This window comes from Belliella baltica DSM 15883 (assembly GCF_000265405.1).
In the GTDB taxonomy this organism is placed as follows: Bacteria; Bacteroidota; Bacteroidia; order Cytophagales; family Cyclobacteriaceae; genus Belliella; species Belliella baltica.
Map to the genome: position 1 here is coordinate 2,348,741 of NC_018010.1, position 23,823 is coordinate 2,372,563.

At 35.5% G+C, this 23,823-nt stretch carries 25 protein-coding genes; 16 read left to right on the forward strand and 9 right to left on the reverse strand.

The window, feature by feature from the left end; all coding sequences use genetic code 11:
• Positions 1 to 76: 76 nt before the first annotated feature.
• The gene (locus BELBA_RS10770; protein ID WP_014772723.1) at positions 77 to 649 is read right to left on the reverse strand and encodes a pentapeptide repeat-containing protein; all 573 of its coding nucleotides are present in this window, start codon (positions 647 to 649) and stop codon (positions 77 to 79) included.
• Positions 650 to 667: 18 nt separating this feature from the next.
• Positions 668 to 1,513 carry an SDR family oxidoreductase gene (locus BELBA_RS10775; protein WP_014772724.1) on the reverse strand — a complete coding sequence of 282 codons (846 nt, stop codon included), beginning with the start codon at positions 1,511 to 1,513 and terminating at the stop codon, positions 668 to 670.
• A gap of 167 nt (positions 1,514 to 1,680) precedes the next feature.
• On the opposite strand from BELBA_RS10775, the gene BELBA_RS10780 reads away from it, so the two are divergent.
• Entirely contained in the window at positions 1,681 to 2,601 is a 921-nt protein-coding gene (locus tag BELBA_RS10780; protein ID WP_014770856.1) for an IS1595-like element ISBeba1 family transposase, read from the forward strand.
• 133 nt (positions 2,602 to 2,734) lie between these two features.
• Here the strand turns inward: BELBA_RS10780 and BELBA_RS10785 are convergent, their stop codons facing one another.
• Entirely contained in the window at positions 2,735 to 3,973 is a 1,239-nt protein-coding gene (locus BELBA_RS10785) for an IS256 family transposase (protein ID WP_014770852.1), read from the reverse strand.
• A 126-nt stretch (positions 3,974 to 4,099) separates the two neighbouring features.
• Here BELBA_RS10785 and BELBA_RS10790 point away from each other — a divergent pair, with 126 nt between their 5' ends.
• Positions 4,100 to 5,182, forward strand: a complete 1,083-nt coding sequence (locus BELBA_RS10790; RefSeq protein WP_014772725.1) for a BamA/TamA family outer membrane protein — start codon at positions 4,100 to 4,102, stop codon at positions 5,180 to 5,182.
• A 72-nt stretch (positions 5,183 to 5,254) separates the two neighbouring features.
• On the opposite strand, the gene BELBA_RS10795 is transcribed toward BELBA_RS10790, so the two are convergent.
• The 5 genes from BELBA_RS10795 to BELBA_RS10815 form a co-directional block, all read right to left on the reverse strand.
• A complete protein-coding gene (locus BELBA_RS10795; protein WP_014772726.1) occupies positions 5,255 to 5,497 on the reverse strand; it encodes a VF530 family protein in 243 nt (80 codons plus the stop codon).
• A 71-nt stretch (positions 5,498 to 5,568) separates the two neighbouring features.
• Entirely contained in the window at positions 5,569 to 8,100 is a 2,532-nt protein-coding gene (locus BELBA_RS10800; RefSeq protein ID WP_014772727.1) for an ATP-dependent Clp protease ATP-binding subunit, read from the reverse strand.
• Between the two features lie 80 nt (positions 8,101 to 8,180).
• Positions 8,181 to 8,801: a WbqC family protein gene (locus tag BELBA_RS10805; RefSeq protein ID WP_014772728.1), complete on the reverse strand. Its 621-nt coding sequence runs from the start codon at positions 8,799 to 8,801 to the stop codon at positions 8,181 to 8,183.
• Positions 8,802 to 8,856: 55 nt separating this feature from the next.
• Positions 8,857 to 9,486: an L-threonylcarbamoyladenylate synthase gene (locus BELBA_RS10810; RefSeq protein ID WP_014772729.1), complete on the reverse strand. Its 630-nt coding sequence runs from the start codon at positions 9,484 to 9,486 to the stop codon at positions 8,857 to 8,859.
• Positions 9,487 to 9,526: 40 nt separating this feature from the next.
• Positions 9,527 to 9,946, reverse strand: coding sequence for a (deoxy)nucleoside triphosphate pyrophosphohydrolase (locus BELBA_RS10815; RefSeq protein WP_014772730.1), 420 nt, complete (start codon positions 9,944 to 9,946; stop codon positions 9,527 to 9,529).
• A gap of 77 nt (positions 9,947 to 10,023) precedes the next feature.
• Between BELBA_RS10815 and mltG the strand changes: the two genes are divergently transcribed.
• The 3 genes from mltG to BELBA_RS10830 are packed head-to-tail and all read left to right on the forward strand — an operon-like array spanning position 10,024 to position 12,435.
• A complete protein-coding gene (gene mltG / locus BELBA_RS10820) occupies positions 10,024 to 11,067 on the forward strand; it encodes an endolytic transglycosylase MltG (RefSeq protein ID WP_041779322.1) in 1,044 nt (347 codons plus the stop codon).
• 1 nt (position 11,068) lies between these two features.
• Positions 11,069 to 11,476, forward strand: coding sequence for an acyl-CoA thioesterase (locus tag BELBA_RS10825; protein WP_014772732.1), 408 nt, complete (start codon positions 11,069 to 11,071; stop codon positions 11,474 to 11,476).
• 8 nt (positions 11,477 to 11,484) lie between these two features.
• Positions 11,485 to 12,435 (forward strand): YihY/virulence factor BrkB family protein, encoded by a 951-nt coding sequence (locus BELBA_RS10830; protein ID WP_014772733.1) that lies wholly within the window; start codon positions 11,485 to 11,487, stop codon positions 12,433 to 12,435.
• A gap of 100 nt (positions 12,436 to 12,535) precedes the next feature.
• Here the strand turns inward: BELBA_RS10830 and BELBA_RS10835 are convergent, their stop codons facing one another.
• The gene (locus BELBA_RS10835; protein WP_014772734.1) at positions 12,536 to 13,324 is read right to left on the reverse strand and encodes a tetratricopeptide repeat protein; all 789 of its coding nucleotides are present in this window, start codon (positions 13,322 to 13,324) and stop codon (positions 12,536 to 12,538) included.
• A 129-nt stretch (positions 13,325 to 13,453) separates the two neighbouring features.
• Here BELBA_RS10835 and BELBA_RS10840 point away from each other — a divergent pair, with 129 nt between their 5' ends.
• The 11 genes from BELBA_RS10840 to BELBA_RS10885 all read left to right on the forward strand — a co-directional run bounded on the left by BELBA_RS10840 (position 13,454) and on the right by BELBA_RS10885 (position 23,815).
• Positions 13,454 to 13,879 carry a heavy-metal-associated domain-containing protein gene (locus tag BELBA_RS10840; RefSeq protein ID WP_014772735.1) on the forward strand — a complete coding sequence of 142 codons (426 nt, stop codon included), beginning with the start codon at positions 13,454 to 13,456 and terminating at the stop codon, positions 13,877 to 13,879.
• 23 nt (positions 13,880 to 13,902) lie between these two features.
• Complete coding sequence (locus tag BELBA_RS10845; RefSeq protein ID WP_041779626.1) at positions 13,903 to 14,979, forward strand: globin family protein; 1,077 nt, start codon at positions 13,903 to 13,905, stop codon at positions 14,977 to 14,979.
• Positions 14,980 to 16,011: 1,032 nt separating this feature from the next.
• Positions 16,012 to 17,187: an HlyD family secretion protein gene (locus BELBA_RS10850; protein ID WP_014772737.1), complete on the forward strand. Its 1,176-nt coding sequence runs from the start codon at positions 16,012 to 16,014 to the stop codon at positions 17,185 to 17,187.
• A gap of 12 nt (positions 17,188 to 17,199) precedes the next feature.
• Entirely contained in the window at positions 17,200 to 19,350 is a 2,151-nt protein-coding gene (locus tag BELBA_RS10855) for a peptidase domain-containing ABC transporter (protein WP_014772738.1), read from the forward strand.
• A 176-nt stretch (positions 19,351 to 19,526) separates the two neighbouring features.
• Positions 19,527 to 19,889, forward strand: a complete 363-nt coding sequence (locus BELBA_RS10860; RefSeq protein WP_014772739.1) for an HTH domain-containing protein — start codon at positions 19,527 to 19,529, stop codon at positions 19,887 to 19,889.
• 76 nt (positions 19,890 to 19,965) lie between these two features.
• Positions 19,966 to 20,130, forward strand: a complete 165-nt coding sequence (locus BELBA_RS19680; RefSeq protein WP_014772740.1) for a hypothetical protein — start codon at positions 19,966 to 19,968, stop codon at positions 20,128 to 20,130.
• Positions 20,120 to 20,302, forward strand: coding sequence for a hypothetical protein (locus BELBA_RS10865; protein WP_041779323.1), 183 nt, complete (start codon positions 20,120 to 20,122; stop codon positions 20,300 to 20,302). The genes BELBA_RS19680 and BELBA_RS10865 overlap by 11 nt, the downstream gene beginning before the upstream one ends.
• A gap of 306 nt (positions 20,303 to 20,608) precedes the next feature.
• The gene (locus BELBA_RS20490; RefSeq protein WP_014772742.1) at positions 20,609 to 21,265 is read left to right on the forward strand and encodes a CPBP family intramembrane glutamic endopeptidase; all 657 of its coding nucleotides are present in this window, start codon (positions 20,609 to 20,611) and stop codon (positions 21,263 to 21,265) included.
• 202 nt (positions 21,266 to 21,467) lie between these two features.
• On the forward strand, positions 21,468 to 22,115 hold the full coding sequence (locus tag BELBA_RS10875; protein WP_014772743.1) for a CPBP family intramembrane glutamic endopeptidase: 648 nt from the start codon (positions 21,468 to 21,470) through the stop codon (positions 22,113 to 22,115).
• A 651-nt stretch (positions 22,116 to 22,766) separates the two neighbouring features.
• The gene (locus tag BELBA_RS10880; protein WP_014772744.1) at positions 22,767 to 22,952 is read left to right on the forward strand and encodes a bacteriocin; all 186 of its coding nucleotides are present in this window, start codon (positions 22,767 to 22,769) and stop codon (positions 22,950 to 22,952) included.
• Positions 22,953 to 23,032: 80 nt separating this feature from the next.
• Positions 23,033 to 23,815: a CPBP family intramembrane glutamic endopeptidase gene (locus BELBA_RS10885; RefSeq protein WP_014772745.1), complete on the forward strand. Its 783-nt coding sequence runs from the start codon at positions 23,033 to 23,035 to the stop codon at positions 23,813 to 23,815.
• Positions 23,816 to 23,823 lie beyond the last annotated feature (8 nt).

The window sequence follows — 23,823 nt, forward strand, 5'->3', positions numbered from 1 at the left end:
ATTTTCTCCTTATAAAAAGGCAAGCATGTATGACTTTAAAATCCTTATTTTTAGTCATTCGAAAATGATAAATTTCCTATTCAATTATTAAGTCATATTTTCCTAATAAGCCTGATAATCCATTTAAAGAAAAGCGAGCTTTTTTGATTTTATTATTTTCAGGATCAATGCTAAAATTGTAGGCAGTAGAAAAATTAGCCTTTTCGAGAATCGTATTTTCGAATATTGCTTGGCCTAGGTCACAATTTTCAAATGTAGCCCCAGAAAGATCCGTTGATCCAAAATCAACATGCTGCAAATTACAATTACTGAATTTCGTCTTTTTGATCTTTAGATTGTAAAAAGAACTATTTGCCAGCTGGCAATTGTCAAAAGAAAAATCAAGTCCAATGCTTTCACAACTGTCAAACCTTATTCCTAACATTTTACATTCTGAGAATTTAACCTCAATGAATGCTGTTTTATCTGTTTTTACGAGGGATAAATTACAGTTGACAAACTTACAGTCCAAAAATCTATAGTGAGAGAGCTTGATTGACGAAAAATTACAATTTAGAAATTGACAGCCATCATATTCACCTTTTGATAAAGGTTTGTCGATAAAATTAATATTACTGAATTTTTGATCTTGGAAGTAGGTAGGAGACATGATTCTTATACGACTAATTTAAACTCCTGAGTAAGCTGTAAATCCACCATCTACAGGAACTATAATTCCTGTTACAAAAGCCGACTTTGGATCCAAAAGCCAAAGTAATGTAGAATTCAAATCTTCTGGTTTACCAAATCTTCCCAAAGGAGTATTTTGAATAATTTGTTGACCTCTTGGAGTCAATGACCCATCAGGATTCGTTAACAAAGTTCTATTTTGGTTAGCCAAAAAGAATCCTGGAGCGATTGCATTGACACGTATTCCCATTTGAGAAAAATGTACAGCAAGCCATTCCGTGAAATTTGAGATAGCAGCTTTTGCACTTCCATAGGAAAGTACTTTTGATAAGGGTTTTATTGCAGCAACTGATGAAATATTTATAATTGTGCATTCAGCCCTTCCAATCATTTCTTTTGAAAAAACCTGCGTGGGAAGCAAGGTTCCGAGCATATTTAAGTCAAAAACGTATTTGAAACCTTCTAAATCTAGATCAAAAAAAGTCTTCAGTGATTTGTTTTCCAAATCTCCCTCTTCCATGATAGGCTTTGTCGTAGTTCCATTTGGATGGTTTCCGCCTGCTCCATTGATCAAAAAATCACAAGGTCCAAGTTTTTCTTTTATTTCAAAATTTGCCTGTTCCAGTTCCTCTTTGTTGAGTACATCTGCTTTGATTCCAATAGCTTTTGCGCCTAGTTTATTCAATTCAGATGCGAAATTTTGAGCCTTTTCAAGGTTTCTTCCAAGTATTGCAATCTTGACGCCTTGATCGGCTAAAGCCTTAGCTAAAGCCTGACATAATGTTCCATATCCACCAGTGATTACTGCTACTTTGCCCGCAAGGCTTGATTGCTGTTGGTTCATGTTGATGAGTTTTTGATTACAATTTGAGTTAAATTTAAAAGCTTATTAGAGAATATGAATATCCGCCTACGTACAAGTAGGCAAATTTTATACTTTGACAATACGTGTCAATAACTTTCAGGGCTGTATTTTAAGTGTTTAATTGGCTTGAAATAAAGAAAGAAGCCATGACTATCCTACAATTCAATGAAAGATATCCAGATGAGGCAAGTTGCATTCATTTCTTTAAGGAACAAAGAGAAAGGGAAGGCATTATTTGTAAGAAATGTAAGTCCAGAGAACACTACTGGCTTAATTCTCTCAATATGTTTCAATGTAAACATTGTGAATTTAGGACAGGCCTGAAGAATGGTACCGTTATGGAAAACAGCAAGTTGCCATTAAGGATCTGGTTGCTTGCAATGACACTTGTAAGTGCAACCAAGAAGGGGTTTAGCTGCCTGGAACTCCAGAGGCAGATGGGGCATAGTAGATACGAGACTGTTTTCAGGCTGTACCACAAGCTCCGAGAAGCAATGGGTAAACGTGATAGCCAATATAAACTAGAGGATATGGTTGAATATGATGAGGCTTTTGTAAGCAAGGCAACAAAATCTTCGGAAAGGATGAAGCTGAAGAAAGGACGCGGAAGTCAAAAACAAGCTTCCGTTGCTGTCATGGCTGAATCATCTATTCTTGAAGACTTAATTACCGGAGAAAAGGACAAAAGCTGCAGATATTTCAAGATGGTCAAAATAGATAACTTGAAGGCAAAAACAGCCGAAAAACTGATAAAAGGCCTGATTGACAAGAAAGCTGTGGTTCAGACTGATGAAAGTACGACTTATTCTAACCTAGAAGATTGTATCGATGTCCATGTAAGCGAACTATCCTCCACAAAAGAAGGTAAGTTCAATCTCAAATGGGTACATATAGCAATAAGTAACCTCAAAAGAGATCTGCAGAAGTACCATATGGTTTCAGAAAAGATGCTTCAAAACTATCTCAATGAATTCTGTTACAAACTAAACCGAAGATACTTTGGTGAAAAACTATTTGACAGATTGGTTATTGCAAGCATTTGCCCCTACTTGTATACAAGCGGATAATCATATTAGAGAATAAAGATTAGAAATTTTAATGAATTTTGGAATAGTTCATTAAACTGTGTCTAAGGTTTAATCTTTCTTTCAGCCTACTGTCTTAGTTGCCTTAAGGCAACTAAGACAGTAGGCTGAAAATTCAGTTTTTTTGTGGCACCCTATCCGGGTACAGCTCCATGATTTCACGCTGGATGGAAGTCCATCCCCTTGCATTTTTCTTCCATGACTTTTCGTTCCGACTGATCGATAAATAGAGCTGCTTTAACAGTGCTGTTTCCGATGCCCATGCAGCTTTGCTTTTTATCAGTTTTCGCATGATCCGATGTAGGGCCTCTACCGGATTTGTTGTATAGATCATCTTCCGCATCCCTACAGGAAAATCCAGGAATGCCATCAGCTCAGTCCAGTTGTCACGCCATTGCCGTACTATATACTTATATTTCTTGCCCCATGTGGCTTCAAAGGCTGACAATGCTGTTTTCGCACCTTCTTCAGTGGTGGAGGTGTATACCTGACGTAAGTCCTTTATTAAAGCCTTCTTATCAGCTTCATCCACATATTTCAGCGAATTCCTCATTTGATGAACAATGCACTTTTGGACAACTGAAGCAGGGAACACTTCCTGAATCTGTTCGGAAAATCCCTGTAGATCATCCGTGCAGACCACCAAAATATCGGCTACTCCTCTTGATTTAAGATCTTCCATTACCAGGCCCCATTTTTTAGCTCCTTCTCCGCCCGAGTTGATGTAAAGACCTAATACGTCCCTATTCCCTTCCCAATCCACCGAATATACTGTATAGAAGGCGCTACTGATGTATTTGCCCTCCTGGCGTACTTTGAAGTGTATGGCATCCAGGTACACGATGGGATAAAAGCTTTGAAGGCTTCTTGTACGCCATTCCTGAATCTCAGGGAGCACCTTATCGGTAATCTGGGAGATACGGCCTGCTGAGATACTCACCCCGTAAATCTCCTCCAGCAGACGTCTTACGTCTTCCACTGAATTACCCTGCGCATACAGCGCCAGTATCTGATCATCAAGGCCGCTGCTCAGTTCACGTTCACGTTTGCCTACCAGTTCGGGCTCAAAGTCTCCATTACGGTCTCTGGGAGTAGAAATATCCAGAAAACCGGCATCGCTCACCACTCGCTTGGGAGTCCTGCCATTACGCTTATTAACATGGCCAGAGGCCCGCTCTTCTAATAGAAAACTCTCAATCTCTCCCTCAAGCATGGTATTCACCATTTGTTGTAAAATCTCACTAAAGGGGCTCTCTTTGCCCAGCAAGCCCTTCTTGCTGTATAACCGCTCTTTTAGACGGTCACTCATCTTTGGATCATTTAATAAATCCTCAATTGTCTTTTTCTTGTTCATCTTGTGTAAAGTTAGCAGACACACTTAAATGAACAGTCTCTGAATTTTATTTTTTTATCTACTATAAATAGTTTTTCAATCATCAAAAAGTAATCTCCTACTTTCATAAAATCCGTACATTGCTATATGATCTTAAGATTTGGGTGCTTGTTTTTATTCTTTTTATTCACTTGTACTTTGTTTGCACAAGAAGATTCAATTTCTACAAAGCCTGTAATTTCAGTTTTACCTTTGGTATATTACACCCCTGAGACTTCTTGGTCTTTTGGTGTAGGAGCAGTTGGGAATTTTAAAATTGGTAACCCTTTACTTGAAACTTATAAAAGTCAGATAGCCTTGGGTGGAGCATATACGTTATTCAACCAATTTTTAGCATATGGAAGTTGGAGGGTTTTTACAACTGAAAATAAACAGCTTTTTGCAGGAGAAATTGGTTGGTATCGTTATGTTTATTTTTTCTATGGAATAGGCCCAAATGTTCAAGAAATAGACAGAGAGCGATTTGATGCCACTTTTCCAAGGTTGAGATTTGATTATTTGAGAAAATTAAGAACTAATCTGTATCTCGGACTTCGCTATCATTTTGACGATTTTGAAATCACTTCAATTGAAGAAGGCGGAATATTGGATAATCAAAATATCAGAGGAAGAGAAGGAGGGAGGATCAGTGGCTTGGGGCCTATGATCTATTATGATTCCCGTGACAGCCAAATTTATCCTACAAAAGGATTTTTTGCAGAAGCGAGTTTCCAAACATTTCACAATTCAATCGGTAGTGAATTTAATTTTAATCGCTGGCTGGTAGATTTTCGAAGTGTACATTCAATCCGTAAAAAATCTGTATTTGTCTGGAATGTTTATGGGGAGTTTATAACTGGTCAGCCTCCTTTTTTCGGATTACCACTAGTTGGAGGCAATCGGCTTTTAAGAGGGTTGTTTGAAGGGAAATTTAGAGATGAACGACTTGCCTTAGTTCAAGCTGAGTATAGATGGAGGTTTTTACCCCGTTGGGGAGCAGCGGCTTTTTCGGGTATTGGAAATGTCTTTTCAAAAGAAAATCTGTTTCAAATCGACCAAAGTAAGTTCACTTATGGAATTGGTGGAAGGTTTCAGCTGAGCAAAAAGGAAAAGCTAAACCTAAGGCTCGATATTGCTAGTTCCCCAAATGAAGATTTGAGAATTTACCTGACTTTTGGCGAAGCTTTTTAAAACTAGAGTTGGGCTACTTTTTCTGTTATAAATTTAAACACCTTAAATAATTAGAGAATTTCTTAATTATTTTCAGCTTTCTCTCTCTTTGGTTCGAATGTAGAGATCTTCGACTTTTTTTCTCGCCCAATCTGTCTTACGGAGAAACTTTAAACTTGAATTGATAGAAGGATTATTATTGAAGCTGTTGATGTTGATTTTTGCACCTAGACTATTCCAACCATAGTAATTTACCAAGTACTCTAGCATATCAATCAATCTTACACCATGTAAAGGATTATTTATTTGATTTGATTCTCTATTATTATCATTCATGGAGCAAATTTAAACAAAAAAAGCAGCTAGAATTTCTAACTGCTTTTGTTTTATTTTGATCAAGCTTGATTTTATTCAGCTTTTTCTTTTTTGTTTACTGTTATACTAAGTTCTTCACCTTCTCCAGAATAATCCGCCATTATGATGTCTCCTTCAGACAATTCTCCTTTAAGGATTTCTTCTGCCAAGGCATCTTCTAGATATTTTTGAATAGCTCTATTTAGAGGTCTAGCACCATACTGTTGATCATATCCTTTCTCTGCCAAGAAATCTTTAGCAGGCTCAGTCAATTCAATTTTATACCCTAGATCAGTAATTCTACTAAATAATTTAGTCAAGCTGATGTCAATGATTTTATGGATATGTGATTTGTCTAGTGAATTAAACACTACTACATCATCCAATCTGTTCAAGAATTCAGGACTAAAGGCTTTCTTTAAAGCGCTTTGAATTGTAGATTTCATTACTTCATCCATATTATCAGATTTGGCTTTATTTGCAAAACCGATTCCTGCACCAAAATCTTTCAGATCTCTCACTCCGATATTTGATGTCATAATTATGATTGTATTTCTGAAATCAACTCTTCTTCCTAATCCATCAGTCAAAATCCCATCGTCCAAGACTTGAAGAAGAATATTAAAAACGTCCGGGTGGGCTTTTTCAATTTCATCCAAAAGAACAACCGAATATGGTTTTCTTCTGACTTTCTCCGTCAATTGACCACCTTCTTCGTATCCTACATATCCTGGAGGTGCTCCAACCAATCTCGATACACTGAATTTCTCCATGTATTCGGACATGTCAATTCTAACCAAGGAATCTTCTTTGTCAAAAAGATAAGTTGCGAGCATTTTGGCTAACTCTGTTTTTCCTACACCTGTAGGGCCAAGGAAAATAAAAGAACCGATTGGTTTCTTAGGATCTTTCAACCCAACTCTAGTTCTTTGAATAGCTTTAGTTAACTTTTTGATTGCATCTTCCTGACCTACGACTTTCCCCTTAAGCTCTTCAGCCATATTGAGTAGTTTTGCACCTTCTTTTTGTGCAATCCTTTTAGCAGGGATTCCAGTCATCATCGCTATTACTTCAGCTACATTGTCTTCTTCAACTTTGTACCTTTTGGATTTGCTTTCTTCCTCCCACTTCAATTTTGCAGTTTCCAATTGCTCTAAGAGTTTTTTCTCTTTATCTCGCAATTGTGCAGCCTCTTCGTATTTCTGACTTTTTACGACTCTGTTTTTCTCTACTTTGATTTGCTCAACTTCTTCTTCCAATTTGAGGATATCCTCTGGTACGTGGATATTATTGATGTGCACGCGAGCCCCTGCTTCATCCAAAATATCAATAGCTTTGTCAGGCAAGAATCTATCTGAAATATATCTATCTGATAATTTTACACAGGCCTCAATTGCTGCATCTGTATAGATCACGTTGTGGTGATCTTCGTACTTATCTTTGATATTATTTAAAATCATAACCGTCTCCTCGGGGGAGGTTGCATCGACCATGACCATTTGGAATCTTCTGGCAAGCGCACCATCTTTTTCAATGTATTGCCTGTATTCATCAAGAGTAGTAGCTCCGATACATTGGATTTCTCCACGAGCTAAAGCAGGTTTGAACATATTCGATGCGTCAAGAGAGCCACTTGCTCCTCCTGCACCTACGATAGTATGAAGTTCATCTATAAATAAGATTACATTTGGAGATTTTTCAAGCTCGTTCATCACAGCTTTCATTCTCTCTTCAAATTGACCTCTATATTTTGTGCCTGCTACCAAAGATGCAAGATCTAATGTAACTACTCGTTTATTGAATAAGACACGCGAAACTTTCTTTTGAATAATTCTCAAAGCCAAGCCTTCAGCTATTGCCGTTTTTCCAACACCAGGCTCGCCAATTAGGATTGGGTTATTTTTCTTTCTTCTGGATAAGATTTGAGCAACTCGCTCAATTTCTTTTTCTCTACCTATGATTGGGTCTAGTTTGTCATCCTCAGCCATTTTGGTCAAATCTCTACCGAAATTATCTAATACTGGAGTTCTTGACTTTTCAGACCCTGGCTTGGAAGAGCTAGAGGAACCACTTCCCGAAGATGAACCAAATAGCTTACTTCCATCTTCATCAGGATCATCAGCTTCAGCTTTTGACCTTGGTCCTGAATCAGTCTGAAATTCTAACATTTCTTTTACTGAATCGTAATTGGTATCAAATTTCTGTAAGATTTGAGTAGCAATGTTATCTTCATCACGCAAAATTGATAAGAGCAAATGTTCCGTTCCTATCAACGCGCTTTTGAAAATTTTAGCTTCTAAATAAGTGATTTTTAATACCTTTTCTGATTGCCTAGTCAATGGTATATTGGCAAGGTTTTTTACGTTATGGTTTGCAGTACCTTTTACAGCACGCTCCACGGAATTCCTCAACTCGTCTAGAGGTACTCCCAACTTTTTCAATATGGAAACAGCCACGCCTTCACCCTCACGAATCATACCCAGCAAGAGGTGCTCTGTACCAATGTAATCATGACCCAAGCGCAAAGCCTCTTCGCGACTTAGTGAGATCACCTCTTTGACTCTGTTCGAAAATTTTGCTTCCATTTATATCCTTTCTAAATGATTTGAAATCTAATCTAATGTTACCGATTTTGTTTTAAAAACACAATCCTTTTGCTGATTGTTCAATGATTTTTTTGTGACTTGATCAAAATATCTTTTGATTCAGGTCCCATGCAAAATAATAAATCAATCACACTCAAGTTGGGAACAAAGTCTAAGCCAAACAACTGACTGTATGGAAGTGCTTCATAGATGTCTCTTTCTGAGTATGCTGATTTAGCATTAATTACGCCTCTGAGGTCTTTTTTTTCAATTTTTTCGATACCATAATCATAAGTATTTACTGATATGTCAAGTTGCAATAATTTCAGACAAACTGTCAGTAATTCTTTATTGAATTCTGTTAATAAGTCAAAATTTTCCCTGAAGACTTTTTCAATATATGGAAAATAAAACTCAAAAAATGGAGCTTTTCCATAAGCACTTTGAATTCCTCGAAGATGAACGTTCATCCACTTTTGGCTGTAATCAATTTTTATTTGACTTGTTTTTATTTTTTTGTTGCCACCAATCACAGGAATACTCAAGGTTTCAACTTTATTGGCCAATCTGATTTGAGCTCTATTTCTGTAGGTTTGTTTTTGGTAATTTTCATTCAAATCGAGGAGGATTTCCTTTTCATTTAAAATTGCAACGAAGTATTCGATAGGTGGTAAATAAAACAATTCGCTAATGATTGCCATAGACTCAAGCTAACTAATTTGATTTTTCTGTAATTCTGAAAACGAAATGAGCGGATTATAGGATATCGTCAACATTTCCCAATCCTTCCCTGATAATTTCAATTTCATCATTGGTACAGTCTAAGATTGTAGAACCTACATTATTTCCATAGCCTCCGTCAATGACCACATCTACTAGATTTTCATATTTCTCAAAGATCAATTCTGGATCTGTGCTGTATTCAATTACGTCATCTTCGTCTCTGATGGATGTAGTCAGAATTGGTTGACCCAATTCCTTAACTAACAAGCGAGGAATTGTATGGTCTGGAACACGAATGCCAATGGTCTTCTTATTACTATTGAGGATTTTTGGGACTGAATTATTTGCCTCAAGGATAAATGTAAAAGGTCCTGGAAGTGCTTTTTTCATCATCTTGAAGACAGGAGTGCTTAGTGCCCTTGTATATTCCGCAATGTTACTCAGGTCATAACAAATAAATGAAAAATTGTGTTTTTTTGCTTTAATCCCTTTGATTTGACATATTCTTTCAACGGCGCGCTGATTATGAATGTCGCAGCCCATTCCGTACACAGTATCAGTAGGATAGATGATCACACCACCGTTCCGAAGTATTTCAACTATCTTTTGAACCTTTTTTGGATCAGGGTTTTCTGGATAAAGTTTAATAAATTCAGCTGCCATGATTTTAAAGTTTTGAGTTTAGGGTAATCCTAGGTATTACTTATTTGCTGATTTTTTGAAGAGAACAGTATTTGTTTAGTATAAATTTCATAATTGGAATATCTGCAGCAGCCCAATCAAGCTGATCTATTTCACAAATAGGAACCCATCGAATTTCTTTATGCTCTTTAAGCTTAAAATTACCACTCTTATAGCCACAAATAAAAGGGATTAGTTCAATTTCTTTCTTCTGAGGATAGGTATGATAATGACTTTCAAGTCTCTCCAAAATATTTATTTCGATGTTGAGTTCTTCTTTAATCTCTCGGATGATACAGGCAGACTCTGTTTCCCTTTCTTCAATTTTTCCACCTGGAAACTCCCAGAGCAAGGGGTGAGACATGTTTTTACTTCTTTGAGCACAGAGAACCTGTTTGTTTTCGAAGATGATGGCACAGGTTACTCGAATAGCTGATTGCATCAATTTATGATTTTAGTGAGTCTGATGAACAAAATTCCCTATTTTTGCGCCTTATCAAAGTGATTTCTATTAAAATTATGCTTGAGGATAAAAAAACAAAATATTATCTCATCGCCGTCATCACATTCTCGGTACTCTTGACTTCATTGTCTTTCTATTTTTATCAGGCTTTTTTTAGTCCCAATACCCTTTTGGAAAAGGAAGAACCCTATATGCTCCAAATCCCAAGCAATGCTACCTTCAAAATGGTGTCTGACAGCTTGTATAAAGATGAAAAAATTCATGATGTAATCACCTTTAGTTTTGTAGCCAAAGTGCTAGGATATCAAGAATCTGTCAAGACTGGACTTTACAAAATTATTCCCAAAATGAGTAATTTGAATCTTGTTCGACTTCTTAGGTCAGGTGAGCAAACTCCCGTAAGGCTGACATTCAATAATGTGCGTACCAAAGAAGATTTGGCAGAAAAGATTACCAGTAATTTAGAACTTACTGAACAACAATTTTATGATTTGTTGATCGACTCAGTAAACATTAGGAAGTTTGGTTTTGACGAAGAGAATATCATGGGAATGTTTATTCCTAATACTTATGAAGTGTGGTGGAATACTAGTGCGGAAAAGCTATTCGATAGAATGTACACTGAGTATGAGAAGTTTTGGACCGATGAGCGAAAAGAAAAGGCAAGACTTCTTGGATTGACTCAGCAGGAAGTTTCCACGCTTGCGTCGATTGTGCAGGCAGAAACGCAAAAAGCTGATGAAAGACCAAAAGTAGCAGGCGTGTATCTCAATAGATTACGAATTAATATGCCTTTGCAAGCAGATCCGACTTTGGTGTTTGCATCGGGAGACTTTAGTTTAAAGCGTGTTTTGAATGTTCATAAAGAACTTGATAGCCCTTATAATACCTATAAAAATCTTGGCCTACCTCCTGGGCCGATCAATCTTCCTGAAATATCTGCCTTGAATGCAGTTTTGAATTTTGAGAAACACGATTATCTTTATTTCTGTGCAAAAGACGATTTTTCTGGCTATCATGCTTTTGCAACAAATTATAATGAGCATTTAAACAATGCACGAAAGTATCAAGTCGCATTGAACCGAGCTAAAATTTATTAAAATGTTCCAAGCTGAAACACAAATCAGAGTGCGGTATGCAGAAACAGATCAAATGGGATATGTTTACTATGGGAATTATGCCATGTACTTTGAAGTTGGAAGAGTAGAAGCATTACGATCCGCCGGTTTTTCTTATAAGAAAATGGAAGAAGATGGTATCATGATGCCTGTTTTAGAACAAACAACAAAGTACCTGAGGCCTGGAAAATATGATGAGCTTTTGACGATCAAAACGACTATCAATGAAATGCCAGGGATTAGGATCGCATTTGAGTATGAGGTTTTTAATGAACAAAGGGAATTGATCACAATTGGCAAGACAATTCTAACTTTTTTAAAAAAAGACACTCATAGACCAAGCAGACCACCTCAATATTTACTAGATTTATTAAAACCATATTTTGAATAATTTTTTCAGTGAAAAAAAGAATCAGACTTCTATCTATCAAATTTACCCGAGAGGCAAAAAAACTCAGACATATCCATTTCGGAAATCCTGATCAAAACCTCTATAATGTTGGGAAAATTTTCTTGGAGCAGATTAGAAAAGATGAAATTATCGAAAGAGCAGGGTCAGTTGCCTTTAGTTTTACTGTAGCGATGTTCCCTTTACTCTTATTTCTTCTCAACATCATACCTTATATTGGATTCTTTTTTGAGAATGTGACTACGCAAAATATTTTGTTATTTATAGCTGAAATCATTCCTCCTAGCATTTATTCAGAAGCTGAATCCACAATCATGGATATTGTCAGCAGACCAAGACAAAGCTTACTTTCGCTGGGTTTCTTTCTTGCATTATTTTTAGCAACTAATGGTGTGATTTCCTTGATGAGTGCATTTAATGCTGTCTATAAAACCAAGGAAAACAGAACTTTTTGGCAAACAAGGCTGATTGCAGTTGGGATTATAATGGTTTTGGTGCTTACTATTTGTGGTGCAGTTGTTATAATGGTTTTGGGAAGTAGTGTTTTGTATAGAATTTCAGATTGGGAGTTTGTATCTAGCAATCTATATTATTATTTGCTGGCTTTTTTTAGGTTTTTCACCTTATTAGCTGTTTTTATGATTGCTACTGCTTACATTTTTCGTTTTGCGCCAGCCGTTCACGATAAATGGAAATTCTTTTCTACAGGTTCCACAACAGCTGGCTTTTTGATCACTGCAAGTTTTTATCTATTTTCTTTCTACCTCAATAATTTCGCGACTTACAACAAGCTCTATGGTTCCATCGGGACAATGTTGGCAGTGATGCTTTGGCTATTCATTACATCCTTGATCATCTTGGTTTGTTTTGAAATCAATGTTTCCCTAGACAAAGCAGCAAAAAAGAAAATGGTGACAAGAGCTTTAGAAAATACCTTATAAGAGATTTGAGAAGCGAGATCCAAGAAGAAAGAACTAACAAAATGCATATCAGAAAAATAATATAAAATTTCCTCCTTCAGACTTTCTATTTTGTCCTTTCTTAACAGCCTTCTAAATTCAATCTTGCTATTTCACTACCTTTATTAGAGGCCATTATCAAGTCTTGGCAGGCTGTTGGGATTTTTAGTGTTTTTTTACAGATTCCTCTTCTTGCTAAAGCTTCTATATGATTAGGGTTGATTTTCAGTAATTCTTCAAAATCTTCTAAAGCCCAAGCTACATAACCAATGGTCATTCTGACTAAACCTCTGTTGTATAATGCAGCATGATTTGAAGGGTCATAATTCAAGCACATGTTAAATGAACCCGCTGCACCTAATACATCTCCAATCTGAGATCTAGCCATTCCTTGATAAAAATAAACTCGTGCATCTTTTGGTTTTAATTCCTTTGCAATAGAGAAAAACTCATCTGCACTTTTGAAATTTTCATTCATAATCATCGCTCTACCAAGCAGATAAATAATTTCAAAGTCATTTTCATCATATTTCGCAGCGATAAGCAAGTGTTTTTCTGCATTCAAATAGTCTTCTTGATTCCAATATAATTTACCAATCCCTGCATGTGCTTGCGCATATCTGGGGTCAATACTTATGATTCGCTTATAATCTTCCAATGCCTCTTCATAACGTTCCAGTTCTTCATAGGCTCTTGCTCTCAAGTGGAGAGAATTGATATCAGTAACGTTTATAAATAAAGTTTGAGAAAATTCTCTTATGGCCTTTTCATATTCTCCATTATTGAAATGAATTTCCCCTTCAGAAAAACTTCCGAAACAGGATGAAGTCAATAAAGCAAGGCAGGCTAAGTATTTGGTAATCTTTTTCATAAAAAACAATTTTATCAAAACTAATAAAATAGACGATTAATTAAAAAAGAAATTCAAATTTTTTAAATCTCTACAATCCAAGTTCATAATACGGCTCGTATATCATCAAAATCTTAAAATTATTGAGCCATGTTTAAAAGAATTATTATTGGATGCCTAGTCCTTTTTTCAGCTTTGGTTGTGACTTTAGCTGTGCACATTTATTTGGTTACTCAACCTAAGGGTAACGAAGGACCAAATTTAGCCATGAGTAGGATTGACTTTGATTCACAGTTGGATTCACTTGAGGCTGTAAAAATCAAAACTTATACAAGTCTGATGGATGGCGTCAGGGATGTCAGAGTGAATTTAGCTTCAGGTCATCTAGTCTGCTTGTATGACAGAAATAAGCAAGCTCCTCAAGATATCGTAGAATCGATCAGCAAAGATTTTTTGGTTCAAGCAAGCCTTTTTCAGCCATCTGATGAAATGCTAGCGCAAAGCTGCCCTGCCATTAATAAAAGTTCACTTACCTACAAACTTGGAGCCTTCTTCCAGAGGACCTTTGAAAATTAAACTAAAACCAAATTTTAATGATTATGAAAAAAGTAAATTACTGGTTCGCCAGTGTCTTGATTGGAACGGTGGCTACATTTTCATCATGTAATGATGATGATGATCAGCCAATGATGATGGATGATTCGTTTTATGCAGTGCAGTTGGGTGGTGAAACACGAGTTTCGGATCCTAACAATCCAGGTCAATTGGTAGAACAAGGTTTTCTAAACCTGAGAACGGTTGTAACTAACACCGTTTTGACTATTGCTACAAATGAAGATGGGAAGTATGATGCTTTACAACCTTATTTCAGTGTATTACTAAGTGAGGTTGGGGCAGGTCAAACATCTGGGTTTACTACTTTGGTAAGTGATTTTACGGAGTTTTTTGCAGAAGCAACTGGTTCTAAAAACTTTATGTATAGTGGCTTAGATATGGAAGCAGCACATGATCCTACCAGAAACTCAAGAATGAATGGTCGAATCAACAATGCTGATTATGACTTATTTATTCAAGCAGTAGTAGAAGGTGCAGCGCAAGCAAATATTACCTCTAGTGAAGTAATCGGTCCAGTGGGACAATTATTGGAATCTGTTAGAGAACCAATTGTTCAAAGAGCTGATGATGAAGGTTTGGATTTATATACTAGACTCGGAGGAAATGTTTTAGTAGATGTGTCTGCCGAAGGTGACCCTGAAAGATTGGTTGAAGCTGGATATGCACCATTAGAAGCAGTTGTCACAAGTACAGTATTGATTATTGCTACAAATGAAGGTGGTAAGTATGATGCCTTACAACCTTATTTCTCAGTTTTATTAGCTGAAGTAGGGGCTGGAAATTTTTCAGGCTTTACAACTTTGGTAACAGACTTCTCTGAATTCTTAGCAGAAGCTATTGGTTCTGTAAATATCGAATACTCTGGTTTGAATATGGTTGATGCTCACAATCCTGCTGTCAATTCAAGAATGACAGGTTTAGTATCTGCTGAAGACTATGATTTGTTTATTGGAGCAGTAGTAGAAGGAGCAGTAGAAAACAATGTGCCTGAAAGCGTAATAGGAGAATTTGGAGCTTTATTGACAAGTCCAGGTTTGAAAGATGCTATCGTACAGAGATAAGTAAAAATCATATCGGTTTTAATTAGAAAAAGGTCAGCTTTGAGATAAAGCTGGCCTTTTTTTGTCATTTGTAACTCATGATTTGCCTTTACGTCGTTCATCCTTACGTGACTTTCCCTTCATCGTAAGTTTCCTAGCTCGGTGGGTTGAAACCCTCTGTTAAGAAGTCGGTCGTGCCGTTGGCACTGGAAAGCAGGTATATCGGATAAAAGTGGGATTTGCAATCAGCTCCGTAGGAGCGACCGATATAATAATCATGGATTTCAATCCATGATTTGAATGAAATAAGGTAATCCAGAAGTCACGCAGTGACGAGCGATATATTTTGTGATCAGTGAATTGTATAAAATTTAGCTCTTTTAGCTTCAAGAATTATATTGTTTTATACTTTAAAATGAATTTTATTAAATATAAGATTTTGTATCCTCGCGATTTTCGGGGCAACCATTTTATGGTTGAAAAGATTAAAAATTTGATTTGTCTTAAGTCTAAACAACTTATAAACAATTTTTTTTTAAAAATTCAGTCTAAATCTATCCTATAGCCTAATAATAATAATAGTCTTTTACTACTTATTGTAAAATAGAAATGATTATTAAGTAAAAATTATTAGTAATTATTTGAATAAGAATAATATTTTAGATTTAAATCAATACCGAAATGAAACCTAGTTTTTTAATTTAAAATTAGGCAGTTAACAAAATTATATTTTGGTTTTAAACTGATTTCACCGTGTTGAAATTTAATTTATTAAGTCAATAATTAAACTTTTTTTGGTAATTAACTTTAGGTTATTTATAATTGACACATTATTAAATATAATTTATTTAGGTTATGGGAGGTTTTCAAATTGTTTTATCGGTAAAAAATCTGTTTAATTCAAGATTTTTATTTTACAAATTTCGCTACTGGTTTATATTTTTATCAAGTTTATTTCAACTTAGAAACCATTCGTAACCTACTTTCAAGGTATAGTAAATTTTATCTGTTAAACATTTTCTGATTTTTCTGATCTATTAAAATTTTACAAATATGAATACGAAGATTTTTCCAACAGCTATTATCAATCAATCTGTTGAAGTTTATGATTCACATATTAGTGTACGATCCAGAGCAATTTATCTTTTGTTTCTCGGGATTTTATTTGCTGGGATCATCGCAATGCCTTTGATCTATGTGGATGTTGCTGTACAGTCTAGGGGGACTTTTCAGTCAGCTTTGCAGCGCAATTCTCTGATGAGCTCGGTAAGTGGAAGATTGGAAATATGGAATCTGAAAGAAAACCAAAAGGTTAAAAAGGGAGATGTTTTGGCGGTTATAAGGGGCGAGGTTTTGAACCTTGAAATGCAAGGCTTGGAGGAAAGATTGACTGTTTTGGACGAATTTATCCATGATCTCAATAAACTCCTAAAGTTAGATTTATCAACTTATGTTATGGAGCCGGTATCACTGAGGTCAAAATTCTATCAAGCTATATTGCTTGAGTATCAAACGAAATTTAACAACCAAGATGCTGCAGTGCAGAAACTAGAGAGGGATTTCGAAAGAGCACAAACACTGTTTGATGGCAATGCCTTGGCTTTTGCAGATTATGATGTGGCTGATGTACAATATAAACAGGCAAAATCACAACTTGATTTGATTCGCAAACAACAAAGAAATCTATGGGAGCAGGAACTGGTCAACCATCAGAATGAAAGAGTTCGCTTGCTTAACCAAAAAAGTGTCTTTTCAGAACAAATGGATCAATATAAAGTCATCGCAGGTACCAACAGGACTTTGATTAATGTATTGAACCTTAATAAGGGTGATTTTGTCCATCCCCAACAAAAATTAGCAGAAATCTCTCCCGATACGACATTGTTGGCAGTGACCTACATCTCTCCTATGGATATTGCCTTTATCGAAAAAGGGCAAGAAGTGAGTTTCCAAATTGATGCCTACAACTACAACCAGTGGGGAATTGCTACAGGAAAAGTAGTAGATATTGCTGATGATCTATCATTATTGAATGAAAGAGAAGCTGGTTTTTTGGTTACCTGTGCTTTAGACAATCCATCTTTAATTTTATCCAATGGTCAGGAGGGTTATGTAAAAAAAGGAATGACTTATAATGCCAGATTTGTAATTGCTCGGAGGTCCTTATTCCAATTATTATATGATAAAGTAGATAATTGGCTCAACCCCCAAGTTCAAAGCTTAAATTAATTTTTTACAACAATGGGAATAAAAATCAAACAAAGAGATATTACTGATTGTGGTGCTGCATGTCTGGCCTCAGTAGCTGCATTTTACAAATTGGAGATGCCAGTAGCCAAAATCCGTCAGATGGCTTCGACTGACCAAAAGGGAACTAATATCCTTGGGTTGATTGAAGCTGCAACCAAGATGGGCTTCTCAGCAAAAGGTGTAAAAGGTGATTTTGATGCCTTGAAAGATGTTCCGATGCCTGTTATTGCTCATGTGATCGTAAAAAAGGTCTTACACCATTTTGTAGTCTTATATAAAGTAAATGATAAGACTGTGGAGTATATGGATCCTGGTGATGGACAAATGCACAAGGTCAGCCCAGATGCTTTCAAAGAGATGTGGACAGGGGTACTTGTCCTTCTTATGCCCAATGATGAATTCAAAGCAATTAGTGAAAAAGTAAGCACATGGAGTAGGTTTTGGTTTTTGGTCAGACCACATAAAGGTGTGATGGTACAATCTCTGGTTGGAGCAGTATTATATACTATTTTGGGACTGTCAACTTCTATCTATGTGCAAAAGATCATTGACCATGTTTTTATAGGAAGAAATACCAATTTGCTGAATTTATTGTCAATTGGGATGATTGCTCTCCTATTGATGCAAATAGTAATCGGTGTTTACAAAACCCTATTTATCATCAAGGTAGGTCAACGGATCGATGCCAGGTTGATTTTGGGTTATTATAAGCATTTACTCACATTGCCTCAGCGTTTTTTTGACACCATGCGTGTAGGTGAAATTATTTCAAGAGTAAATGATGCAGTGAAAATCAGAGCATTTATCAACGACGTTTCTATTGGCTTTTTGGTCAATATTTTTATCGTCTTATTTTCTTTTGCATTGATGTTTACTTTCTATTGGAAATTGGCTTTGGTTATGTTGCTGGTCATTCCACTTTATACGATCATATACTTGGTGACCAATAGTTTGAATAAAAAAATTGAAAGAAGACTGATGGAAGAATCAGCAGAGTTAGAATCTCAGCTCGTAGAATCCATTACCTCGGCGGGTACAATCAAAAGATTTGGGGCTGAAGACCATGCCAATATCAAAACAGAGGTGAGGTTTGTCTCTTTGTTGAGGACAGTTTATCAATCAGGAATGAACAACATCTTCTCGGGGACATCTTCGGAAGTAGTCTCGAGGCTCTTTACCATTATTCTTCTCTGGGTGGGTGCAGGCTATGTCCTGAAAAATGAAATTACGCCTGGTGAACTAATGTCTTTTTACGCATTGACAGGCTACCTTACTGGTCCGATTTCTAGTTTGATCGGTATGAACAAGACAATTCAGAATGCTCTGATAGCAGCAGATAGGCTTTTTGAAATCATGGATCTTGAGGTAGAGAGTTCTAAAGATTCATTTCCTATCAAAAAGGAAAATGTGGGCGATATCACTTTCAAAAACGTGAAATTTAGATATGGGTCAAGAGCTAATGTGTTTGATGATCTAAACTTGACATTCCCAAAAGGGAAGATTTCGGGTGTTGTAGGTGAAAGTGGTTCTGGCAAGAGTACCTTGGTATCCTTACTTCAGAATCTTTACCCTCTTCAATCGGGTAATATCCATATCGGGGAACATGATATCAAATTTATCGACAATGTCAGTTTGAGACAAATAGTCTCTGTGGTGCCTCAGCGCATAGACCTTTTTGCTGGAAATGTCTTGGAAAATGTCGCTTTGGGGGATTATCAACCCGATATGCAGAAGATAGTCGGTATATGCAATAAGCTGGGAATGATGGGTTTTATAGAAAACCTTCCCAATGGTTTTGGTACTTATTTGGGAGAAAATGGTGCGTCCCTCTCAGGAGGGCAAAAGCAAAGAGTAGCCTTAGCAAGAGCGCTGTATAAAGATCCAGAAGTTTTGATTTTAGATGAAGCAACAGCTTCCCTAGATCCTGACTCGGAGCAGTTTGTACAGCAAACTATCCGAATGCTCGCCACAGAAGGCAAGACTATCATCTTTATTACTCACAGGTTGGCGGCTGTGCAGGATTTTGATCGCTTATATGTGCTAGATAAAGGGAAACTAATCGAAGAAGGAACCCATACAGAGTTGTTAATGCAGGAAGGAAAATATTACCAAATGATCAGAAAACAGCTTTTGGTGCTATAATGATGATCGTTAAGCGTTAAACGTTAAGCGTTTAACAATTAACCTTTTAACCAATAATGAAAGTTTAGAGGCTTAGAGTTTAGAAGTTTAGAAAAAGGTTTTTGCAAGCCTAACCTTCTAACCTTCCAACTTTACAACCTTTTAACTATTTAACCAATAACTAAATTATCTAAATCATGGAATTTATCAGACAAATAGAGAGATTACAGCTGCTAAACAAGCTAGTAAGAGAGCAGAGGACAGGAAGTCCGGAGGAATTTGCGGAGAGATTGGGGGTGAGTAGAGCGAAGCTGTATTTGATGCTTGATGAATTAAGAGATGAAGGGGTTGAGATTAGGTTTTCAAAGCGTTCAAATTCATTTGTTTATGAGAATTGTAACGGAGTATCAGTGGTTTTTTCTCTTAAGGTTCTTGGATCAGATGAAGTTCGGAATATCTCTGCTGGAAAAATTTCAAATTATTTTCCAGCGTCTAAAATATTAGACGGAACTATCATTTCTTTGATATATGATCAATCAGCAAAAAGACATGCTAGCTAATTCAATTTGCTTGGGAGAGATTGGGAGTTCCTAATGCCCGGAAAAGGTTGGGAAAAAATGAAAATTTATTTAGATTATGGAAAATTTAAGAGAACTGAGTTTTGAGGAGATGGTGGAGGTAGATGGAGGCTTTATTTTATGGTCACCTTCTATATCCATGACAGAATTCGTTTACGGAATTAGTGAAACATTTAGTGAAACTTTTGAACAAGTCAGAAAAACAGTAAAATATGAGAAATAATAATATGAAAGATCTAACAAACTTCGAATTAATTAATTTGAATGGAGGAGAAGATGTTTCCTTCGCAAGAAAAGCCGGTAGAATTGCTGGAGAACTCTTAGCTGTAACAGCAGCTTGGACGATTTTCGTAGCCGATGCTACTGTTGATGTTATAAAAACAGTTTTAAAATAAAAATAAAATTGAGGTTTAAGTTCAATTTAAATGAGCTTAAACCTCAATTTACATAACCTTTTTAGTAAGTAATTTCTCATTTTAAGTTTAAATTAAGAAATATGTTGTTAATTGTTTTAACATAAACATATACATTAAACTTGCCAAGAAAGAAATAATTGCGTTTTTTCAGTTTATATTTACAATAATCGATATTTAAACAATTTAATTTAAAGTAAGAATTAAAATTGAAACCTAAGGAATCGTTAAAGAAGCTAGATACCACAATTTTATATTAATTCTGCTAATAATTATTTAATAAATCAAATGTTCATAATTATAAAAGATTTTGGAAGGTTTTTGGTTTCTAAAAAAGAATCAAATCAAATACTTCTTTCTAATTTTAAATTCTTAGCGAATGCATTATTCTTAAAGTGGATAATTTTTTCAGTTTTTTTGTTATTAAATTTTTTAGTATTCAACCAATCACTACCGAAGAGTAATTCTGTTTTTGGTGAGGATAATATAATAAAAATCTTTTTAAATGTGGTTATATTAGCTCCCATATTAGAAGAGTTAGTTTTTCGTTATCACATTGGGAATAAGTTAAAACATATTGTTTTTTCAGCAATTGCTTCTATTATATTGTTTTACGATAGTTTAATAGTCCTTTCGGTCTTACTTTTATTTTTCCTGATACTTTCATTTTTTTTAAAAAATAAAATAAAAGTTAAAAATTTAATTTTAGTTTATACTTCTTCAATTATGTTTGGAGTTTTACATGTAACCTTTACAGAAAATTTTTACTTGCTCGAGAATCTCACAAATTCAATATTTGTATTCATCACCAAATTTTTTGGAGGCCTTCTTTTTTGTTATGTTTTTGATAAAAAAGGAATCTTTTTATCCATCATACTACACATGCTATGGAATCTTGTTCCCTTTTTACTTTTTTTTCTAAGAAATCGAATTCTAGAGTTTTGAATTGATGTTTTTTTTCTAAATGATAAAATATCCGAAAATAAATTCAGTATTGTACTATTATGAAATATCAATGATTCCGAATTTACGGAAACACCCAGAGGGATGGTTATTTTAGGCATTACGTAGCATGCCCCTACTAATCGGAGTAGTAATGAAAATCAATTTTAAACACATAAAATTTCCACTTTAAGACCTTAAAAATATGACACAAACCTTTACCAAACTCAAAACCTTTCTTAAATCTCCATATCATAAGGATTCTTATGAAAAAATAAAGGGTAAAGAATTTTTGCATTTGCTTTTGATAGCATTTGCCATTGTAATTCCATATGCATTTGTTTTGGATTTGGCAGGAATAGATCAGTTTGACCATAAGATGGAATTTTTGTTGAAGGAGAATAAATGGCTTGTAGCTGTACTGGCTATTGTAATTGCTCCTTTGCTCGAAGAACCGATTTATAGGTTACATCTAGATTTTAAAAAGTCATCTATTTGGTGGGGGTTGGTACTTTCTTTACTGTTAATCAGTGAAGTTTGGATTCCTGTAGCATTGCTTTGGGTGTACTTATTGTTTTTGATGTATAAAGTGAATAAAGGTGATTCACTAAATCTAAAATATAGTGTTTTTATTTCCTCAGCATTATTTGGATTAGTTCATTTAATGAATTTCACGGACTTTGATTATGCACAATATTTCTATTGGGTGCCATTTATGGTAGGTGCTCAGTTTTTGATTGGTCTTGTTCTGAGTTACATCAGACTAAACTATGGCATGAAGTGGGCGATTATTTTCCATGGAGTATATAATGCTATCTTGATCATACCAGCAGTATATTTTTATGAAGTTTGAGCCTGCTATATCGTCCGTCCCTACGGGACTTTTTCCGAGTCGCAAGTTTCGTGAGTCGGTGGGTTGAAACCCACCGTTAAGATGTCGGTCGTGCCGCTGGCACTGGAAGGCTGGTATATCGGATGAAAGTGAGATTTGCTTTCAGCTCCATAGGTGCGGCCGAAATATTAGTCATGGATTTCAATCCATGATTTGAATGAAATAAGGTAATCCAGAAGTCACGTAGTGACGAGCGATATGGATTGTTATTAGTGAATTATCGTTTTCTTTAGCCTTTCGATATTCGGGACAGGCATTACTGAGCCGGAAAGGAGCACCAGTTTACTCCGTTTATCAATGGTTTTTAGCCATTGTTTTATTATGTAACCTTTTCTTAGTTGTCTGACATTAGAGACTTGTTTGATTATCAGAAGCTACTAATTTTAAAAAATAAATATCAATAATAAACTACTGCCCTGTAAGGGCAAGAGCTCCTAACAATGGGTGCAGCCCATTGCACAAGATCCTGCTATTATCAGTAATGCCCTGAAAGGGCATCTGAATAATCATGTTTTAGAGATTTCTATGCTAGCTAATTCGATTTGCTTATGAGAGATTGGGAGCACCCAATGCCCGGAAAAGATTGGGGAAGAATGAAAATTTATTTAGATTATGGAAAAGTTTAAGGAATTAAACAAAAATGAATTGATGGAGATTTATGGAGGGAAAGTTGATTATTATGAATATTCTTGGACTGGAACTAACAATCCTATTATTTATACAGCAGAAGCAGTTGTAAATGGAGGTAAGGCCATTGCAAATGCAGGCATTTGGATTTGGAATCAATTAGTAGATTAATTGAAAACAATTCAGAAATTCATAATTGTGCGCATCGGTGCTTTACGGTGCGCACATTCTCTTATCGAAAAAAATCATAAATGAAAAATAATTTTCCTTCTAAAATCTTGCATAGTGCTGAATTAATCGTGGTTCCTTTCTTTATTTCAGCAATAATTTGTATGCCTTTTTTGTTTTTTGGTATTGAAGATTCAATTTATGGATTTACACTTTTTATTATTTATGGAATAACAATAGTTCTTTATGCTTGGATAAGGAACAAAAGAAAGTGGCCTTTTGATTTTAGTTTTAGGTTACCTAGCATCCGATGGATTGCTTATTCTTTGTTATTTATTGTTACCATGATTCTGGCTATTAGTCATCCTCTGAACTATTTGATTAACCTTTTATTACAGAATAAAAACAAAGGTATGGCAATGGAATTATTTTCAATCTTCTCATTTGGAGCTGTTTTTATTGGTCCAATAGTAGAGGAATTGATATTTCGGGGTATTATCCTTAATGGACTTAGAGATAAATATGGAAGTAATTTAGCCTTGACTATTTCTAGTATTTTATTTGCCATTATTCATATTCAACCTGCTCAGATAATTACAGCTTTATTGATGGGACTGGTTTTTGGTTATATATTTATCAAGACAAATAGTTTGGGTTTAGTAATTCTGTTACATTCTGTAGCCAACCTGACGAGTATATTAATTGGGGAGTTTTTGAAAATTGATACTTCCATAGACAACTTGGAAAGTTATATGATTTATGGAAAATGGACTTTCTTCATTATTGGGATCTCTGTTTTGATTTGTGTTTATTTGTTTTTGAAATATTGGAGAAGGAGCGGTGAATTGGAATTTAGCAGAAAGTGAAGATTGAT

Bases quoted from the DNA above. Each gene is read 5' to 3' on its own strand.
- BELBA_RS10770 (WP_014772723.1), bottom strand. From the start codon at position 649: ATGTCTCCTACCTACTTCCAAGATCAAAAATTCAGTAATATTAATTTT.
- BELBA_RS10775 (WP_014772724.1), bottom strand. From the start codon at position 1,513: ATGAACCAACAGCAATCAAGCCTTGCGGGCAAAGTAGCAGTAATCACT.
- BELBA_RS10780 (WP_014770856.1), top strand. From the start codon at position 1,681: ATGACTATCCTACAATTCAATGAAAGATATCCAGATGAGGCAAGTTGC.
- BELBA_RS10785 (WP_014770852.1), bottom strand. From the start codon at position 3,973: ATGAACAAGAAAAAGACAATTGAGGATTTATTAAATGATCCAAAGATG.
- BELBA_RS10790 (WP_014772725.1), top strand. From the start codon at position 4,100: ATGATCTTAAGATTTGGGTGCTTGTTTTTATTCTTTTTATTCACTTGT.
- BELBA_RS10795 (WP_014772726.1), bottom strand. From the start codon at position 5,497: ATGAATGATAATAATAGAGAATCAAATCAAATAAATAATCCTTTACAT.
- BELBA_RS10800 (WP_014772727.1), bottom strand. From the start codon at position 8,100: ATGGAAGCAAAATTTTCGAACAGAGTCAAAGAGGTGATCTCACTAAGT.
- BELBA_RS10805 (WP_014772728.1), bottom strand. From the start codon at position 8,801: ATGGCAATCATTAGCGAATTGTTTTATTTACCACCTATCGAATACTTC.
- BELBA_RS10810 (WP_014772729.1), bottom strand. From the start codon at position 9,486: ATGGCAGCTGAATTTATTAAACTTTATCCAGAAAACCCTGATCCAAAA.
- BELBA_RS10815 (WP_014772730.1), bottom strand. From the start codon at position 9,946: ATGCAATCAGCTATTCGAGTAACCTGTGCCATCATCTTCGAAAACAAA.
- mltG (WP_041779322.1), top strand. From the start codon at position 10,024: ATGCTTGAGGATAAAAAAACAAAATATTATCTCATCGCCGTCATCACA.
- BELBA_RS10825 (WP_014772732.1), top strand. From the start codon at position 11,069: ATGTTCCAAGCTGAAACACAAATCAGAGTGCGGTATGCAGAAACAGAT.
- BELBA_RS10835 (WP_014772734.1), bottom strand. From the start codon at position 13,324: ATGAAAAAGATTACCAAATACTTAGCCTGCCTTGCTTTATTGACTTCA.
- BELBA_RS10840 (WP_014772735.1), top strand. From the start codon at position 13,454: ATGTTTAAAAGAATTATTATTGGATGCCTAGTCCTTTTTTCAGCTTTG.
- BELBA_RS10845 (WP_041779626.1), top strand. From the start codon at position 13,903: ATGAAAAAAGTAAATTACTGGTTCGCCAGTGTCTTGATTGGAACGGTG.
- BELBA_RS10850 (WP_014772737.1), top strand. From the start codon at position 16,012: ATGAATACGAAGATTTTTCCAACAGCTATTATCAATCAATCTGTTGAA.
- BELBA_RS10855 (WP_014772738.1), top strand. From the start codon at position 17,200: ATGGGAATAAAAATCAAACAAAGAGATATTACTGATTGTGGTGCTGCA.
- BELBA_RS10860 (WP_014772739.1), top strand. From the start codon at position 19,527: ATGGAATTTATCAGACAAATAGAGAGATTACAGCTGCTAAACAAGCTA.
- BELBA_RS19680 (WP_014772740.1), top strand. From the start codon at position 19,966: ATGGAAAATTTAAGAGAACTGAGTTTTGAGGAGATGGTGGAGGTAGAT.
- BELBA_RS10865 (WP_041779323.1), top strand. From the start codon at position 20,120: ATGAGAAATAATAATATGAAAGATCTAACAAACTTCGAATTAATTAAT.
- BELBA_RS20490 (WP_014772742.1), top strand. From the start codon at position 20,609: ATGTTCATAATTATAAAAGATTTTGGAAGGTTTTTGGTTTCTAAAAAA.
- BELBA_RS10875 (WP_014772743.1), top strand. From the start codon at position 21,468: ATGACACAAACCTTTACCAAACTCAAAACCTTTCTTAAATCTCCATAT.
- BELBA_RS10880 (WP_014772744.1), top strand. From the start codon at position 22,767: ATGGAAAAGTTTAAGGAATTAAACAAAAATGAATTGATGGAGATTTAT.
- BELBA_RS10885 (WP_014772745.1), top strand. From the start codon at position 23,033: ATGAAAAATAATTTTCCTTCTAAAATCTTGCATAGTGCTGAATTAATC.